Annotated in this window: 14 protein-coding genes; 10 read left to right on the top strand and 4 right to left on the bottom strand. The window is 67.7% G+C overall.

Annotated elements, in window-relative coordinates:
* Nucleotides 1–20: 20 nt before the first annotated feature.
* A complete protein-coding gene (locus tag AKJ09_RS25370) occupies nucleotides 21–803 on the bottom strand; it encodes an OB-fold-containig protein (RefSeq protein WP_146650002.1) in 783 nt (260 codons plus the stop codon).
* A 52-nt stretch (nucleotides 804–855) separates the two neighbouring features.
* Here AKJ09_RS25370 and AKJ09_RS25365 point away from each other — a divergent pair, with 52 nt between their 5' ends.
* Nucleotides 856–1323, top strand: coding sequence for an ion channel (locus AKJ09_RS25365; protein WP_146650000.1), 468 nt, complete (start codon nucleotides 856–858; stop codon nucleotides 1321–1323).
* Nucleotides 1324–1359: 36 nt separating this feature from the next.
* Nucleotides 1360–2868, top strand: coding sequence for a sigma 54-interacting transcriptional regulator (locus AKJ09_RS25360; RefSeq protein WP_146649999.1), 1509 nt, complete (start codon nucleotides 1360–1362; stop codon nucleotides 2866–2868).
* A gap of 4 nt (nucleotides 2869–2872) precedes the next feature.
* Here the strand turns inward: AKJ09_RS25360 and AKJ09_RS25355 are convergent, their stop codons facing one another.
* Complete coding sequence (locus AKJ09_RS25355; protein ID WP_146649997.1) at nucleotides 2873–4414, bottom strand: M66 family metalloprotease; 1542 nt, start codon at nucleotides 4412–4414, stop codon at nucleotides 2873–2875.
* A gap of 307 nt (nucleotides 4415–4721) precedes the next feature.
* Between AKJ09_RS25355 and abc-f the strand changes: the two genes are divergently transcribed.
* The 5 genes from abc-f to AKJ09_RS25330 are packed head-to-tail and all read left to right on the top strand — an operon-like array spanning nucleotide 4722 to nucleotide 9952.
* The gene (gene abc-f, locus AKJ09_RS25350; protein WP_146649995.1) at nucleotides 4722–6665 is read left to right on the top strand and encodes a ribosomal protection-like ABC-F family protein; all 1944 of its coding nucleotides are present in this window, start codon (nucleotides 4722–4724) and stop codon (nucleotides 6663–6665) included.
* Entirely contained in the window at nucleotides 6662–7357 is a 696-nt protein-coding gene (locus AKJ09_RS25345; protein ID WP_146649993.1) for a methyltransferase, read from the top strand. The genes abc-f and AKJ09_RS25345 overlap by 4 nt, the downstream gene beginning before the upstream one ends.
* Complete coding sequence (locus AKJ09_RS25340) at nucleotides 7354–8046, top strand: RluA family pseudouridine synthase (protein ID WP_146649991.1); 693 nt, start codon at nucleotides 7354–7356, stop codon at nucleotides 8044–8046. The genes AKJ09_RS25345 and AKJ09_RS25340 overlap by 4 nt, the downstream gene beginning before the upstream one ends.
* The gene (locus AKJ09_RS25335; RefSeq protein WP_146649989.1) at nucleotides 8043–8729 is read left to right on the top strand and encodes a tRNA-uridine aminocarboxypropyltransferase; all 687 of its coding nucleotides are present in this window, start codon (nucleotides 8043–8045) and stop codon (nucleotides 8727–8729) included. The genes AKJ09_RS25340 and AKJ09_RS25335 overlap by 4 nt, the downstream gene beginning before the upstream one ends.
* Entirely contained in the window at nucleotides 8726–9952 is a 1227-nt protein-coding gene (locus AKJ09_RS25330) for a tRNA-uridine aminocarboxypropyltransferase (protein ID WP_146649987.1), read from the top strand. Before AKJ09_RS25335 ends, AKJ09_RS25330 begins: the two co-directional genes overlap by 4 nt.
* 19 nt (nucleotides 9953–9971) lie before the next feature.
* Here the strand turns inward: AKJ09_RS25330 and AKJ09_RS25325 are convergent, their stop codons facing one another.
* A complete protein-coding gene (locus AKJ09_RS25325; RefSeq protein ID WP_146649985.1) occupies nucleotides 9972–10937 on the bottom strand; it encodes an NAD-dependent epimerase/dehydratase family protein in 966 nt (321 codons plus the stop codon).
* A gap of 54 nt (nucleotides 10938–10991) precedes the next feature.
* Between AKJ09_RS25325 and AKJ09_RS25320 the strand changes: the two genes are divergently transcribed.
* The 3 genes from AKJ09_RS25320 to AKJ09_RS25310 all read left to right on the top strand — a co-directional run bounded on the left by AKJ09_RS25320 (nucleotide 10992) and on the right by AKJ09_RS25310 (nucleotide 15737).
* Nucleotides 10992–11906 (top strand): LysR family transcriptional regulator, encoded by a 915-nt coding sequence (locus AKJ09_RS25320; RefSeq protein ID WP_169927849.1) that lies wholly within the window; start codon nucleotides 10992–10994, stop codon nucleotides 11904–11906.
* Between the two features lie 98 nt (nucleotides 11907–12004).
* Nucleotides 12005–12787, top strand: coding sequence for a PAQR family membrane homeostasis protein TrhA (trhA, locus tag AKJ09_RS25315; protein WP_146649981.1), 783 nt, complete (start codon nucleotides 12005–12007; stop codon nucleotides 12785–12787).
* 13 nt (nucleotides 12788–12800) lie between these two features.
* Nucleotides 12801–15737: a DEAD/DEAH box helicase gene (locus AKJ09_RS25310; RefSeq protein ID WP_146649979.1), complete on the top strand. Its 2937-nt coding sequence runs from the start codon at nucleotides 12801–12803 to the stop codon at nucleotides 15735–15737.
* 29 nt (nucleotides 15738–15766) lie between these two features.
* Here the strand turns inward: AKJ09_RS25310 and AKJ09_RS25305 are convergent, their stop codons facing one another.
* The gene (locus AKJ09_RS25305; RefSeq protein ID WP_146649977.1) at nucleotides 15767–17038 is read right to left on the bottom strand and encodes a hypothetical protein; all 1272 of its coding nucleotides are present in this window, start codon (nucleotides 17036–17038) and stop codon (nucleotides 15767–15769) included.
* Nucleotides 17039–17186 lie beyond the last annotated feature (148 nt).

Raw genomic sequence — 17186 nt, 5'->3', positions numbered from 1 at the left:
TGGACGCCTTGCACTCCCATTCAGCTCCGAAGACGCTTCGGCGCCGGCGCGAGATCGTCATCCATTCGGGCGACTGTGAACTCCTGCGCCTCTTCGTCGTAGCCCACGATCACGGCGTGATCGCCGCGCGCCAGCTTCTCGCCGGTGTCGACGCGAACGCGAACCACGAGCCCCGCCCCACCGTCTTCGAGCATCGCTTCGCCGAATCGATCGGTCACCGTGCCCGTACGTATCGTGCACACCTTTCCGACGAGATCTTGCCGCGCGGCGACCTTCGGCGGAGCGAAGACGCGTGCGAGCGGACGAATGGCGAGCGAGGTGAACGGTAGCGCTACGATGGGCGCGAAAAGAAACACCGCCATCCGCACGAATCCCAGCGAATCCGGGGAAATTGCCTTCTCCGCGGCCTGCATCGCGAGGGCGCTGAAGAGCCACGAGAAGAGAACGAGCAAGCTCAGCACGACGGTGGCCGGCGCCGAACGAAGCTTGAGGGCAGCCATCATGCCGGCGAGCGCACCGTGATGTCCGTCGCCGTGGAGCCCGTCGGCATCGCCGTCGCCGACGTCATGGCCGTCGTGCGCGCCGTGACCGTCTCCGCCCGCGTCGCCGAAGTCGTGCGCGCCGTGCCCCTCTACGCCTGCGCCATCGAGCCCATCGATGACGCCGTCCGCTGCGCCGTCACCGAGGAGCTCGATGCGCGCGGCGCCCACCATCACGAACACCCAGTAAACGAGCGATGCGCCGAGGAGCACCGTATACACGACGCACGGAAACGAAAGTGCGATCGTGAGCAAATGCGCCATGTCTGGAAGCAGCGTAGCGCGAGCACGTCGCGAGGCGTAGCATCACGATGCGATGAACCCTCGCCCGCTTCTCGTCCTCGCTGCCCTCGCCGCCGCCACATCGGACGATATGGGCCAGGGCGCGCTCGAGAAGCTCAAAGGCGGCGTGCGCGACGGCTTCACGCGCGATCCGATGGGTTCGGTGCTGGCCACCGTCCTCGGCGGCGCCTGGCTCTTCTACCGCGCCGAACGCGGGCACAACCCGAAGGTCACGAGCTACTACGACGCGCTCGTATACGTCTCGACGAACCTCTCGGTTGGCTATAGCGACATCTTCGCGAAGACGTCGGCGGGCAAGGCGATCGGCACCGCGCTCATGACCTATGGCCCGGCGATGGCCGCGAAGATCTTCGATCCGCCCATGGCCGCGATGAAAAGCGGGCCGGAAGCGACGTCGAACGATGTCGTCGAGCGCCTCGATCGAATCATCGCGGCACTGTCGGACCTTCGCGACATGCGCGCCGAACAAGCTCTGCGCTGAGGTATAGTCCAGGCAAAGACCTCGTGCGGTCGAGCCATGGACCAGACCCTCTCGCACACCCATCGTGACGATCTGTCGGGCGAAGGTGCGCCGTCCAAGGTCGAAGCGGTCCTCTACGTGGTGCTCGAAGGCGAGCGGCCACTCTCGGGCGGCTTTCGGGCTTCGCTCGCCAAGGTGAACGAGGTTCGCTTCGTCCGCGGCCGTGAACGCGCGTGGAAGGTCGATGCGAAAGGGTCGGCCACGCTCGAGATCCCCGACCCGCGTATGTCGGGCCGGCACGCCCGGCTCGTGCGGCTAGCGCGAGAAGAAGGCGGCTGGCTCCTCGAAGATCTCGGTTCGACCAACGGCACCTTCGTGGCCGGTAGGCGCGTCACGAGCTCGGCGATCGACGAGTCCACCCTCGTCACGCTCGGCGCCACGTGCTTTCTCGTGTGCCCCGAAGAGGACGTGCCGGAGGGTACGGCCGACGTGCTCGACGCCGCGACGCTCCGCTCGAGGCCGCGCGGCCTCGTCACCCTCGTGCCCGCGTTCGAAAGTCAGATGCCGCGACTCGTGCGCGTGGCGATGGCGAAGCTGCCGATGCTGCTTCTCGGCGAGAGCGGGGCCGGCAAGGAGGTCCTCGCGCGCACCATCCACACGCTCTCCGGGCGCACCGGGCCCTTCGTGGCCATCAACTGCGGAGCGCTCGCGCCCACGCTCGTCGAGAGCCAGCTCTTCGGCTACGTGCGAGGCGCGTTCTCGGGTGCCAATCGTGACGAGCCCGGGCTCGTGCGTTCGTCATCGGGAGGCACGCTCTTTCTCGACGAGGTCGGCGAGCTCCCTCCTGCGGGGCAGGCCACGCTACTGCGCGTCTTGCAAGAGCGTGAGGTCTTGCCGGTCGGCGGAACGAAGCCGGTCCCGGTCGACCTCCGCGTGGTCGCCGCCACGCTCAAGCCGATCGGTCCACGCGCCGACGGCGAAGCGGAGACAACCACCTTCCGCCCCGACCTCTACGCGCGCATCGCCGGTTACGTGCACCGCTTGCCCACGCTCGCGGAACGGCGCGTCGACCTCGGCCTCATCGTCGCCGATCTCTTGCCGAAGGTCGCCGCCGAACGCGCCGACCGCACGCGCATCTCACCGGACCTGGCCACCGCGCTCGTCGCGCACGCGTGGCCTCTCAACGTCCGCGAGCTCGAACACGTGCTCTCCGTCGCTACAGTCACGGCCACCGACGATCTCCTGCGCATCGAGCACACCGGAGGTGCGATTCCGCCCGTGCGAACGAAGACGAGCGAGCGCCCCGCGAGACCGAGCGGTCACGCGCCGACGAGCGGACGCGAAGCCGAGTCGCGCCCGCCGAGTCCCCCGAACAGCGTGACGCGCTCCGTCCCCAAGCCGCTCTCGCCCGAAGACCTCCGCCTACGCGACGAGCTCGTCGCCGCGCTCGAACGAACGCACGGCAACGTGAGCGAGATCGCGCGGAGCATGCAGAAGACCCGCATGCAGATCCATCGCTGGATGAAGCGCTTCGGGATCGCGATCGACAGCTTTCGCGGAACCTGACGACTCAGCGAGCGAAGCGCATCGCGGCGCTGCGTAGGTCGGCGACGCCGAGTCCGGCCACGCGTGCCCGCACGGCTCCCGAAGGCGCCTGCGGGAGAACGAGAAGACGACCGCCGGTGTTCGAGATCGAACGCACCGCCGCGCGCGTCGTCCCGAGCACGCGGCCGCCGGCCTCTTCGAACGCGACCGACATCGATTCGTCCGAGTCCGGAGCATGAACCTCGCTCACCGGAATGGTCGGCCCCGCCGTCACCGTGCCGTCGCGAGCGACGAAGATCGTAGCCGCTTCGTTCTGCGCGATGTTCGCCCCCGTCGTCGTCGTCGGAGTACCACCGACCTGCGAGGTCACGAGCTCCATGCGCTGGTAGATGCCCTTGAACGTATAGTCCGAGGTCCAGACGTTGCCGCAGTAGCTCATGAAGTCCGACGAGTCCGGCCCCTTGTATTGTTTGGCCACCACGTCGTAACCCCACACGCCGATCGAGCCGTCCTTGTAGGGGAACTTCTTGTCGATGGCCGCCGGATCGCCGCACGGCGCGTGCGCGCGCCCCATGGCGTGAGCGAGCTCCTGCGCGAGCGTGCCACCGGCCTGGCGACTGCGATACCCGAGGACGAGCGCCACACGCATGCCCACGTCATCGGCGGACGCCTGGGGAGCGATCCCGAGCACGCAGCCTCCCGAGCTGCAGAACGCGCTCAGATCGTTCATCGGGTTGAAGACGCCGACGTAGTAGACGTCGGCCGGCGCCTTGTCGACCTTGCGAACCTGCATGATGCCGCCGAGGAGACCGTCCCAACCGGTGCCATCGGGCATCACGTCCTCGGACCACTTGAACGGGTCTCGAACGGAGATCTCGACCTTCGCGGTCGGATACATCCTGTAGAGTGCATCCTTGTAGTAGTTCGTGTCGGAGAGATCCGGCGTGCGCCCCGAGCCGTCCGTCTGATACGCGACGGGCACGAGCTTGACCTTGAGCGTCTGGGAACCGGTCTTTGCTCCGAAGGGCGCGTCGCTACCGTCGGCAGGGTACGTGACGACGTCCGTCCCGCCGAGATCCGCACCCGCCGTGAAGCTGAACGTCGCGTCGGGCGTCATGTCGTCCGCGCCTATCTCGAAGTTGAAGGTCGTCGACAGGTTGCTGTCGTCGAGCCGGAGGGCGACACGCTTCTTCGAGTCGTGCAGCTCGAGATCGGGTTTGCCCGCTCGCTTCACGACGAGCTTTGCGCCGACCTGCGGCCGCGTGGCACCGAGCGCCTTGACGAACACGCGGACCACGCCGGGGCGAGCCGCGATGATCGGAGCGTTCGGCGCGTCGACCGGTGCGCCATCGCTGACGAGGACCGCCTTCGTCGCCTGGTAGACGGCGACTTCGCTGACGGTGATCTGCTCGCTCATCGGAGCGGCGGGCGGGGCGGCATCGGCGTCGACCGGGTGCGCGGCCTGATCGCTGCCACTGGAATCCGTGGAACCGCAACCCGAGGACGTCACCAAGAACGCCGCGGTCGTCGCGCACGTCGCCAGCAGCCTTCCGAGATCTCGCTTCACGCCGTCCTCCTCGTCCTACGCCCCACGCAGGTCGGGCGCCCAAAGCAAGAGGTGTACCGTGCAAGCTCGACCGGCAGCGTGCGCGAATGCGCGGCGATTCCAGGGGCTCGTGCAGAAGGCAACGCAACCGTTCGCGGATTGACACGCGGGGGTGTCAGGAAGCCTTCTCACGGACCCGGCCGCGCTTGGCCCCCTGTCTCGCGGTGGTCTCGGCCTCTGGAAGTGCCTGTTTTCCAGCGCTGCGGCGGAAGGGCCCTCCTTCCCGTCGCTTGGATGGACTCGTTGAACTAGGTTGTGCGCCGCTCGGATGATTGGCACCACGCAGCTCGGCAAATCCTTCGGCGGACGAACGCTCTTCGAAGACGTCTCGCTCCAGCTAAACCCTGGCTCGCGCTACGGCCTGGTCGGCGCGAACGGCTCGGGCAAGACCACCTTCCTCAAGATCGTCGCGGGCGACGAGCCTTCGACGGAGGGCACCGTGGCCATTCCTGGCCGCGCGCGGGTCGGCGTGCTCCGTCAGGATCTCTTCCTCGACGACGACCAGATCATCCTCGACCTCGCCATGATGGGCGACGCCGAGGCTTGGCGCCTTCTCGAAGAGCGCTCGCGCATCGTCGATCACGGAGAGGGTGACGCCGCTCACCTGGCGGACATCGAGCTCGCCCTGCAGAACGCCGACGGCTACACGCTCGAGTCGCGCGCCGCGGCGATCCTCGTGGGCCTCGGCATTCCGCTCGCGCAGCACAAGCTGCCGCTCTCCACGCTGTCCGGTGGTTTCAAGCTGCGCGTTCTGCTCGCGCGCGTGCTCCTCGGTGGACCCGACGTCCTCCTCCTCGACGAGCCGACGAACCACCTCGACATCCTCTCGATCCGCTGGCTCGAAAAGTTCCTCGCCGGCTATCGCGGAACGGCGCTCGTCATCTCCCACGACCAGCGCTTCCTCGACAACGTGGCCACGCACATCCTCGACGTCGACTACGGCACCGTCACGCCGTACACCGGGAATTACTCGGCGTTCGTGATCGAGAAGAAGGCCGTGCGCGAACGCAAGGAGAGCGAGATCGCGCGCCAGGAGAAGATCATCGCGGAGAAACGCGCCTTCGTGGAGCGCTTCGGAGCCAAGGCCACCAAGGCGAAGCAGGCCCAGAGCCGCCTCAAGCAGATCGAGAAGATCGAGGTCGAGGAGCTCGCGCAGTCATCGCGACGCGCACCGCTCTTCCGCTTCACGCCCGAACGCCCGAGCGGTCGCGACGTCATCGAGATCGGCGAGGTCTCCAAGGCCTACGGCGAAAAGCAGGTCCTCAAGAACGTCTCGCTCACGGTTCGACGCGGCGAGAAGGTGGCCATCATCGGCCCCAACGGCCTCGGCAAGTCGACGCTCCTCAAGATCCTCATGGGTCGCCTGGAGAGCGACAACGGCGCGGTGAAGTTCGGCCACGAAGTGAAGCCCGGGTACTTCGCGCAGGACCACCACGAGCTCCTCCTCGATCCCAAGGGCACGCCGCTCGACTTCGTGTGGAACGCCGTTCCGATGGAGGCCACGTCGTACGTGCGCGGCCAGCTCGGGCGCATGCTTTTCTCGGGCGACGAGGTCGAAAAGCCCATCGGCGCGCTCTCCGGAGGCGAGGCTGCACGTCTCGTCTTCGCGCGCATCATCATCGAGAAGCCGAACCTCCTCGTGCTCGACGAGCCCACGAACCACCTCGACCTCGAGTCGATCGATTCGCTCGCCGAAGGCCTCCGCACCTTCGACGGCACGGTCCTCTTCGTCTCGCACGATCGCTGGTTCGTCTCGCAGCTCGCCACGCGCGTCATCGAGATTACGCCGAACGGCGTTCGCGACTTCCCCGGCACCTACGCCGAGTACCTCGAGCGCTGCGGTGACGACCACCTCGACGCCGACACCGTCGTGCTCAAGGCGAAGTCCGAAAAGAGCGCCGACGGCGCCGGAAAGGACGGCAAGACCGACGGCGCAACGAGCGCGCTCTCCTGGGAAGAACAGAAGAAGCGCCGCAACCGCCTCGCGGCATTGCCTCAGAAGCGCGACAAGGTACTCGCCGCCGTCGAAGAGGCCGAGGCTCGCAAGAAGGCCATCCACGAGATGTACGCGACGGATGGCTTCTTCGAGAAGACGAGCAAAGACGAACAGGCGCGTCTCGAGAAGGAGAGCGCGGACCTCGACGGCAAGATCGAGACGCTGATGGCGGAGTGGGAAGCCCTCGAAGCCGAGATCGCCGCGGGCGAAGCGTGACCGTCTCATCGCTCCGAAGGCGCGAGGCCTTCGCGCCGTCGAGCCGCGTGAAGCTCACGCCGAGAGCGGCGCGCCATTTCCAGGGCACCACGCTCTTCGATCGAATCGCGCGCGCGCTTTGCGAGGCCGACTGCCTGCCCCGCAAGGAGCTCTACGAGTCGTGGGAGATGGCGCGTCGTGCACGGCGTCGCTTCCGCGGCGGGCGGGTGGTCGACCTCGCGTGCGGTCACGGGCTCGTCGCCTACTTGATGCTGCTCCTCGACGACACCTCGGAGACCGCGCTCGCCGTCGACGCGCGCATTCCCGAGAGCGCCGCGAAGATCGCCAACATCATGACCACCGAGTGGCCTCGCCTCGCCGGCCGCGTGCGGCTCGAGCAAGGTCCCATCGGCAGCGTCGAGCTCGGCCCCGACGACGTCGTCATCTCCACGCACGCCTGCGGCGCCCTCACCGACGAAGTGCTCGCCAAGGCCGTGGCCGCCAAGGCACGCGTGGCCGTCCTCCCCTGCTGCCACGAGAAAGCCACGTGCGATCGCGGCGGTGTCGACGGCTGGGTCGACGCGCCTCTCGCGATCGACGTGACGCGCGCCGCCCGCCTCCGGAGCAGCGGTTATGCCGTTCACACGCAGCTGATCCCCGAGACGATCACGCCGAAGAACAGGCTCCTACTGGGCTGGCCGGTGGCTTCATGACCGACGTGCCCTCGGCGCTGCCGCCCATCGAGCTTCTCCACGTCGACGAACACGTGGTGGTGGCCAACAAGCCTTCGGGTCTGCTCGTGCATCGCGGTTGGGACGACGACGACGACGTTGCCATGTTCCGCGTGCGCGACATGCTCGGCGGCCAGCACGTGCATCCGCTCCATCGACTGGACCGGGGAACGAGCGGCGCACTGGCCTTCGCGCGCACGAAGGAAGCCGCTTCGACCATGGCGCGGGCGTTCGAAGACGGCGCCGTCGGCAAGCGCTACCTCGCGCTCGTGCGCGGCATGGCGCCGGAACGGGGCGTCATCGACTACGCCATCCAGAAGGCAGAAGACGGCCCGCGCGTGCCGGCCGTGACCGACTTCGAGCTCGTGGCCCACTCCTCCGTGGATCGCTGTTCGCTCGTGTGCGCCATGCCCCGCACGGGAAGGCTCCATCAAATCCGACGTCACCTGCGGCACATCAATCATCCGCTCGTCGGCGACGTGAAGCACGGCTCGGGCGCCATCAACCGCCACTACCGTGCACAATACAACCTTCATCGATTGGCACTCCACGCCTTCGAGCTCGCCTTCGATCATCCGATGACCAAGGAGCGCGTCGTGGTCCGCGCTCCGATGCCCGACGATCTGGGGCTTGCCCTCGACGCGCTCGGCCTGCCCCGCGAGGTTTCATGAGCCGGCGAGCCAATGCGGCCTACCGCTGCCAACGTTGTCGCCTGCATGCGAGCCTCTGCGTGTGCTCGCTCTTTCCGCGCATCGAGCTCCGCACGCGCCTCGTTCTCGTCATTCACCGCGTCGAAGAGCGCAAGCCCACCAACACGGGCCGCGTCGCCACGGAATGCCTGGTGAACAGCGAGGTCCACGTTCGGGGCCACATGGATCGGCCGAGCGACGCCATCGCCGTGCCCGAAGGGTCCCAGCCCGTGCTGCTCTTTCCGCACGAAGATGCCGTGCCGCTGGTCGATCTCGCGCCGAAGCTCGCCGCCGCCGGCAAGCCCGTGACGCTCATCGTGCCCGACGGGACGTGGCGACAGGCCTCGAAGGTGCGAAACCGCGTGCCTGGATTGAAGGACGTTCCGTGTGCGACGCTGCCCGCGGGCGGGGAGCCTTCGGTCTATCGTCTTCGCTCCGAAGCGCACGAGCACGGCCTCGCCACCCTCGAGGCCATCGCACGTGCTCTCGGGATTCTCGAAGGCGACGAGGTTCGTCGCGCGCTCGAGCATCCCTTCCGCGCGATGGTGGAGCGCACGCTCTGGACGCGCGGTGAGGTCGAGACCAAGAACGTGACCGGGGGTATCCCCGAAGGCGCGCTCCGCCATGATCCCAAGAGTGGTCTCGCGCGCGAGAGGCTTTCATGACCGCCAGCACCACCCCCACCGACGGGACCACCGACACGCTCGCCGAGCGCGAGTACCGCACCGTTTGCATGCGCTGCCGCCGCCCGGAGCGCGTTTGCTGGTGCGCACACGTCACACCGATCGAGACGAAGACGCGCGTGGTGTTGCTCCAGCACCCGCGCGAGCGCGACGTGCCCATCGGCACCGCGCGCATGGCGAACCTCAGTCTGCCGAACTCGGAGCTGCACGTGGGTGTCCGCTGGAGCGGCTCGAAGGCCCTCGAGAGCGCGCTCTCCGATCCCGAGCGCCCCGCCGCCCTGCTCTACCCGGGAGACGACGCCGTCGACGTTCTGAGCGAGCCGCCGAAGGGGCCGATCACGCTCATCGTCGTCGACGGAACCTGGTGGCAGACGCGCAAGGTGGTGCGCGAAAACCCCGAGCTCGCCGCGCTCCCGAGGCTCGCCTTCACACCTGACAAGGAGAGCGAGTATCGCATCCGTCGTGAACCTGCACCGTCGTGCGTGTCCACGATCGAGGCGCTCGTCCACGTGCTCGGTGCGCTCGAAGGAGACGCCGAGCGCTTCCAGGCGCTCCTTGCGCCGTTCCGTGCAATGGTCGACATGCAGATCGAGCACACGAGTCGCCTGCACGGCGCGCGTGTGCGGCACGCGAAGGGCGCCAAGCCTCGTCGCCCGAATGCGATGTCACGCATGCGCGAGCACGCCAGCGATCTCGTTTGCGTGATGTCGGAAGCGAGCGCATGGCCGTACAAGACGAAGGACGGCAAGCGCACGCCGGCCGACGAGCTCGTATTGTGGGCGGCCTATCGCCTCTCGACGGGAGAGCGCTTCGAAGAGGTCTTGGTCCCGCGCGCGCCTCTCGCGCCGACCACCTCGTCGCGCATTCGCATCTCGGAAGACGAGCTCGCCGCCGGCCTCTCGCCGGAAGAGCTCTTGGTGAAGTGGAACGCGTTCGTTCGCGAGACCGACGTGATCTGCACCTGGGGGCCTTACCCCACCGACCTGTTCACGCGCACCGGGGGCAGCTTGCCGGCCACGCAGATCGACGTACGCCAGGTCGCACGCGATCGCGTCCAAGGGAAGGTCGGCGCGATGAGCGAGGTGCTCGAGAGCATCGGTGCTCCGCAACCGCAGAGCCTCGGTCGAGGCCGCGCCGGTGAACGACTCGCCGAGCTCTCCGCGATCGTGGAGGAGTTCTCGTCGGGCAAGTTCGAGCGCCGTTGAGGCGCCCGAGAGAAGCCGCTCACTTCGCGAACGCGGGCTCGCCGGCGCCGACTCCGAAACGGCTTCGTGCCCAGGCCGCGGTGGCGGCAATCTGCTCGGACACCGGCGTGGCGCCGTAACCGAACGTCCGGCGGAAGGCCGAATCGTCGAGCGCGAACGGCACTTCCCACTGGTACGTCATCTCGGCGACCTCGCGCATGAACGGATCGAAGAGACCGATGCCGCGAAGGAGCACCTTCGGCACGCGGGTCATCTTCACGTCGAGACCAAGCGCAGCGCCGAGCTTCTTCGCGAGCGACCGCGTGCTCTCGGCGGGATTGGTCGGCAAGTGCCACACGCGGCCGAGGGCATCGCTCCGTTCGCCGAGCGTGACGAGGCCGCGCGCGACGTCGTCCGCATACGTGTACGCGTGAGGCATGTCGGGATCGCCCGTGCACTCGGCGGCCTTGCCGGCGAGGATGCGCTGGAAGAAGCGGTCGCCCCAGGCCGAGTACTGCAGGTTCGCACCGAAGAAGTCACTGGCTCGGCCGATCGCCACGCGCACATCGCCCCGGCGATGGGCGGTGAGGCGCATGTTCGCGAGCTCGACGCGCAGGACGCCCTTCTTGCTGCACGGCGCAAGCGGCGCGTCTTCGGCGAGCGGACCGTTCGGACGCCCGTACATGTAGAGGCAATCGAGTGCGACGAGCTTGGCACCTGCGCGCGCCGCCCCGTGGACCGCACCGCGGCCCATCGGCAAGAGCAGCTCCGGCCAGCGGTGATACGGCGGATTCATGCAGTCGTAGACGACCGCCGCGCCTCGCGTGGCCTGCTCGGCAAAGGCGAGATCCGTGACGTCGCCAGACACGTGCTCGAGGTTCGGAACGCTCGCGCTCGGGTTGCTTCGCTGCACGACGCGTACGCGATGACCCTTGGCGAGCAGGAGCTTCGAGAGTCGCGAGCCGATCTGACCTGCCCCGAGGACCACGTGGAGTTCGTCGTTCATGCGAGGAACGATGACCCTTGCCGGAATGCAAGACAAGGCGCAACGATGCAACTCATGGCGGCAAATTCGCAAGACCAGAGCTCACGCTGGGACGACGTCCGCATTTTCCTCGCGGCCCATCGAATGAAGAGCTTGGGAGCGGCGGCGGCGCGGCTCGGTCTGGACACGTCCACCGTGAGCCGGCGCCTGACCGCCTTCGAGGAATCGCTGGGCACGCGGCTGTTCGAGCGGACGCGCGAAGGCATCGTCCCAACGCATGCCGCCGAGTCGCTCGTGCCAGCGGCCGAGGCCATGGAAGCAGCGCATGCGCGGCTTACCCGCGACGCGTCGTCCGTGGAAGCCGAGGCGGAAGGCACGGTGCGGATCAGCACGGCGCCGGGCATCGCCGACACGTTCGTCGCCCCGTCCCTCGTCCGCCTCCGCAAGCACCATCCGAAGATCACGGTCGAGCTCGATGCATCCACCACGGCGCGGGATCTGACGCGTCACGAAGCCGACATCGCACTGCGCTCGCTGGAGCCCCAGGGCTCCGAGCTCGTCATCACGAAAGTCGCCACCGCCCCCTGGCTCGGCGCCGCGCATCCGGCGCTCGTGAAAGAGCTCGGCAAGCTCGAATCCTGGGCGGATGCTCCGTGGATCACGTGGGATCGTGATCTCGCTGGATTTCCGCCGGCCCGCTGGGTCGCCACCCACGCGGCGAAGGCACCGGTGGCTCTCCGTACCAGCCATTTTTCCTCTCAGCTCGCCGCCGCGCGGACCGGCCTCGGCATCGTCCTCGTTCCCAAGCCCTATCTCGCACCTCACGAGCTCGTCCCGATTCGTTACGACGCGGCGCTGACGCCGAGCGCCGATGCCTGGCCGAGCGACGATCTCTGGCTCGTCGGGCATCGAGCACTCCGCGACGTGCCCCGAATCGCCGTCGTCTGGGAATTCCTGGCGAACGAGATGCGCCGAATCACCGGCGGCTGATTCCCAGGCCCTCGCGCGACGAGTGCGAACGTGAGCCGCGGCCTCGTCACGGGTCGCAAGCTCGTCCCAGATCGAGTAGAGGAGGCCAAGGATTCGCGATGCAGACCTCCGCACAGGCCATCGAGCGCTCCGGGACCGAAGTTACCCGCACCTCGAACTCGGGCCTAGGGCACGCGCCGCACGCGCCGCACGCGCCGCATCCGTCGGAAGCGCCGCCTGCCTCCTCAGCCTCGGGTCATACGCCGCCGCCGGTCAAGCCGCTGCTGCGCGGCGTCTCCCACCAGATCTCGTTCTTCGTGGCCGTCGTCGCCACGGCGGTGCTGGTCCACGGTGCGCGCAGCCGCGAGTCGGCACGCGCCGCGCTCGTGTTCGGGATCAGCTTGGCGACGCTCCTCGGCGTCAGCGCGCTTTACCATCGCGTCAACTGGTCGAACGTCGCGCGCATGCGCATGCGCCGGCTCGATCACGCTGCCATCTTCCTGCTCATTGCGGGTGGGTACACCCCGCTCTTCGCGCTCGTCCCCTCGAGCGCGGGCGGGCACGGCGCCCTGACCTCGATCTGGGCAGGCTCCATGATCGGCGTGGTGAAGTCCATCGCCTGGCCCAAGGCGCCGAAGTGGGTCAGCGCCCTAGTGTGCGTGACACTTGGCTGGACCGTGGTCGGACAAGTCATCGACCGCATGCCGGTGGTAGGCTCTACGTGCGTCTGGCTGCTGGTCGCCAGTGGGATCAGCTATTCGCTGGGTGCTCTCGTGTATGCCCTCAAGCGTCCTGATCCTTGGCCGCGCACGTTCGGCTACCACGAGATCTTCCACCTGATCGTCGTCGCCGCGAGCGTCTGCCTCTTCTGGCACGTCACGCTCGTGATGCGCGCAGTCTGAAAAACAAGTTTCGATGCAGTCCTTCCTCGCCGCCGTTCGCAAGGCGACGCTTCCCGCCATCTGGTCTCAAGGCGTCAAACTCGCTCGCGAGAACGCCGTCAGCCGCGCTTCGTCGAAAGACGGTGAGCTCGTCCTTCGCGTGCGCGCGTCCGGCTTCGCCGTCGCCCCCACGGTCACGCTCTACCTCGACGACGAAGAGTGGTCGTGCGACTGCGCGGGCAAGGTCGAGCCCTGTCCCCACATCGCCGCGGCGGCGATTGCCGCTGCGCAGGCTGCCGAAGCCGGAGCGTCGCTCGAAGCGGCACCAGAAGAGAAACCCGCGCGCCTCGTCTACCGGCTCGTTCGCAAAGACCGGCGCCTGCTCCTCACGCGCGTCGTCATCCAGGGTGACGGCAGCGAGGAGAAGCTCGGTACCGCCCTCGCCTCGAGCCTCGCCCAAGGCAAACCGCCGCCGGGCCTCGAGCCGACCCACGAAGACTTGCTGGTCGACCGCATTCTCGGCGCGCCCGCCCGAGAAGTTCTCCCGCTCGCCCGCGTGAGCGACATCTTCCGCGCTCTCGAGAGCGGGACGGAAGTAACCCTCGACGGTGCTCCGATTCGCGTCTCCGGCGAGCCGATGCTCCCGCGCGCCGTCGTCGAGGCCGCATCGAACGGCGGTTTCGTCCTCCGCATGGAGCGCGATCCGAGCGTCACCGAAGTCGTGGCGATGGGCATCGCGCGCGTGGCGGACGTGCTCCGCCCGCTCGGCGAGACCGAGCTCACCGGCGAATATCTCGAGCGCCTTCCGCTCTCGCGCGTCTTCTCGCGCGAGCAGGAAGCGGAGCTCGTCACGCGCGTTTTGCCGGAGCTCGAGAAGAAGCTCACGGTCGTCGTCAACACGCGCAAATTGAAGCACGCCACGCGCGAAGCCCTGCCGCGCATCTCGATGGACCTCTCGCATCAAGGGCACACGCTCTCGGTGCTGCCCACACTCGTCTACGGCGATCCGCCGATCGCGCGTATCGACGGCGACGCCGTCATTGCCCTCGGCAAAGGCGTTCCGATTCGCAAACGCGACGAGGAGCGCACGCTGCTCGCCCGTCTCCGCGACGAGCTCAATCTCGTGCCGGGCCGTCGCGTCGACTTCGACGGAACGGAGGCCATTCGCTTCGCCGCCAAGCTTCGCGCGTGGCAGGAGCGCATCGGCGATCGCGCCGCGGCGGAGTTCGAGGGCAAGAACCTTGGCGCACGCATCGTGTTCGACAACGGCGTCTTCGACGTGGTCTTCGAGGTCGAGACCGACGCCAATGCCGAAGCCGCGACGGGCGAGCCGAAGCGCGCTGACTCCGCGTCGGTCATGCGCGCCTGGCAAGACGGCCTCGATCTCGTCCCCCTCGAGGGCGGCGGCTGGGCCCCCTTGCCCGCCGATTGGCTCTCCAAGCACGGTCACCGCGTCGCCGATCTCCTCGCGGCGCGCAGCGAAGACAAGAAGCTCGCCTACGCCGCGTTCCCCGAGCTCGGAGCGCTCTGTGAAGATCTCAATCTCCCGAAGCCCGCCGAGCTCGGACGCCTCGCGCCGCTCGTCGAGAACTTCGCCGGCATCCCGAGGGCCACGCTCCCGACCGATCTGAACGCCGAGCTCCGCCACTACCAGGAAGTCGGCGTCGACTGGCTCGGGTTCCTTCGCGACGCCGAGCTCGGCGGCATCCTCGCCGACGACATGGGTCTCGGAAAGACGCTCCAGACGATCTGCGCGCTGAAGGGCCGCACCCTCGTCGTCTGCCCGAAGAGCGTCGTCTACAACTGGGCCGAGGAAATCGCGCGTTTCCGCCCCAACCTGCGCACCACCATCTATCACGGTGCCGGTCGTGAGCTCGAACGCAACGCGGACGTCACGCTCACCACCTATGCCGTGCTGCGTCTCGACGTTGCGCGCCTCGCCGCCGAATCGTGGGAAGCCATCGTTCTCGACGAAGCGCAGGCCATCAAGAACGAGACGAGCCAGACCGCACGCGCGGCCTTCCAGCTCCGCGCGCGCTTCCGACTCGCCCTCAGCGGTACTCCCGTGGAGAATCGCCTCGAGGAGCTCTGGAGCGTGATGCACTTCGCGAACCCCGGCTTGCTCGGCGGTCGCGGCGACTTCCAGCAGCGCTACGCGCTTCCGATCGCGAATGGCACCGAAGACGCCGCCGCTCGCCTTCGCTCGAAGATCCGCCCGTTCGTGCTGCGACGCATGAAGCGCGACGTCCTCCCCGAGTTGCCTCCGCGCACCGACTCGGTGCTGCACGTCGAACTCGACGAGACCGAACGCAGCGTCTACGACGCCGTGCGCCTCGCGACGAAGAAGGACGTCGCCGCCAAGCTCGGACAGGGCGGAAGCGTCCTTGCTGCCCTCGAAGCACTCCTTCGCCTTCGCCAGGCGGCCTGTCACGTCGCGCTCGTGCCCGGCCAGAACGGCGCCACCTCGTCGTCGAAGGTCGAACGCCTCCTCGGCGCCCTCGAAGACGCCGCCTCCGAGGGCCACAAGGCGCTCGTATTCTCGCAGTGGACGAGCCTGCTCGATCTCGTCGAGCCGCACCTCCGCGAAGCCGGCGTTCGCTTCACGCGCCTCGACGGTTCGACGCGCGATCGCGCAGGCGTCGTCGCCGAGTTCCAGGACGAAGCCGGGCCGCCGGTGATGCTCGTCTCGCTCAAGGCCGGCGGCACGGGTCTCAACCTCACGGCCGCCGATCACGTATTCCTGCTCGATCCGTGGTGGAACCCCGCGGTCGAAGATCAGGCCGCCGACCGTGCGCACCGCATCGGTCAGGAACGCCCCGTGATGGTCTATCGAATGGTCGCCAAGGACACGGTCGAAGAGCGCATCTTCGCCTTGCAGTCAAAGAAGCGGGCTCTCGCCGACGTGGCCCTCGGCGACGCGAACCACGCCGGCGGCATCACGCGCGAAGAGCTCCTCGCGCTGCTCGAATAGCGAACGTCAGGTCCCGCGGCGCACGGCGTCTACATCGACACGCCGTGGCCGCAGGGAACGTCGACTGTCTCGGCGTTCCCCATACCGGCCTTCACCTTGTGCGGGCCGCAGCTGACGACGACGGTTCCGTTGACCGGCCGGCGGTACGTACCGTCGACGATCACGACGGAGAGCGACGGACTCACATGAATCACGCCCGTCGTGACGTTGCGCGGAGCTTCCGCAGGAGACGGCGGACGCACCGGCGCGGGTGCAGGCGCAACAGCAACCGTATTCGCATGCGCCGCTGGCGTGGAGACCGTCCGATTCGACGCGTTCTGCGTCGTGGCAGGCGCTGGAGCAACGGGCGCGGGCGCCGTGCTCACCGGCACGTGCGAGGGCGCCGCGGGGTGAGCGGCCGGTGCATCCGGCAACGAGAGCGGGCTCACCGCCTTGTCCGCGTTGATGGTCGCGTCCGGCGGTGGAACCTCGTTGCGGCTGTCGGCGACGCGCTGCCCAGCCGGCGCGGTGATCTTGGAAGCGTTGTCCGCCCTCGAGACGAGCGACGACGCCCGGAAGGCGAATGCCCCACCGACAGCGAGCGCGATGACGGCCGCGGCGGCGCCGAGGACGTAAAACGGCGTCCGATCGGGCCGAGCAATGACCACGCGCGCCGGCAACGCGCGCATCTGCAGCGTCGCGACGACTTGCTGCGAGGGATGAATCTCGACCGCCACCGGCGCGATGGAGCTCGGGCGGGCGTACCCTGGATGCGGCGTGGCCGCAGGGAACGCCGAAGAGCTCGGGTACGGGCGAACGGTGGCGGCCATGGCTCTCGGAGCGTGGCCAGTCGGTTGCATCGGCGTCGGTGGTGTGGCCGGGACGATGACCGAAGGAAGCGAGGGCGTGAAGCGGACGCTCGGCGGAAGCATCGACGCCGAAAGCGGCTGCGTGAAATCCTGCGTTGGCTCGGCGACCATCACCACGGGCGAGACGATGACGGCCTTCGGCTGCTCCTCGGCTTCGATACGTTCTGCGACTTCGGCGACCTCGAGGATGTCGTCGGCCACGAGCTCCTGCGTTCGCTCCGAGGAGAGAACGACGATCGGTTGACCGAGCTGGCGTGTGGCGCGCTGGCTGTCGGGCGCCGGTTCGACGTCGATCTCCGCAATCTCATCGCCAACTTCGAGATCGACGAGCGCTTCCGATTCGAGCTCGGTAATCGCGCTCAGCTTCACCGTCGAATCGGCGTGCGCTGCATGCGATGAAACAGCGAAGTCGTTCGAGACGTTGTCCGACGAGGCGGGAGATGAATCGCGCACGGCAAACGGCCTTTCTGCCGGGTGGCGCGCGGATTGTGACTCACTTTCACCTTCGAGCAAGGCACCCCTTGTCGATGGCGTCGGAAGGCAAAAATCGCAGTTCTTCAGTTGGAATTACGAAGAATTAACCGAAGAAATGCCGTGTCCA

It is taken from the genome of Labilithrix luteola (assembly GCF_001263205.1).
GTDB lineage: Bacteria > Myxococcota_A > Polyangia > Polyangiales > Polyangiaceae > Labilithrix > Labilithrix luteola.
The sequence above is the reverse complement of the archived record's forward strand: the minus strand, read 5'-3'. Positions and strand labels throughout refer to the sequence as shown.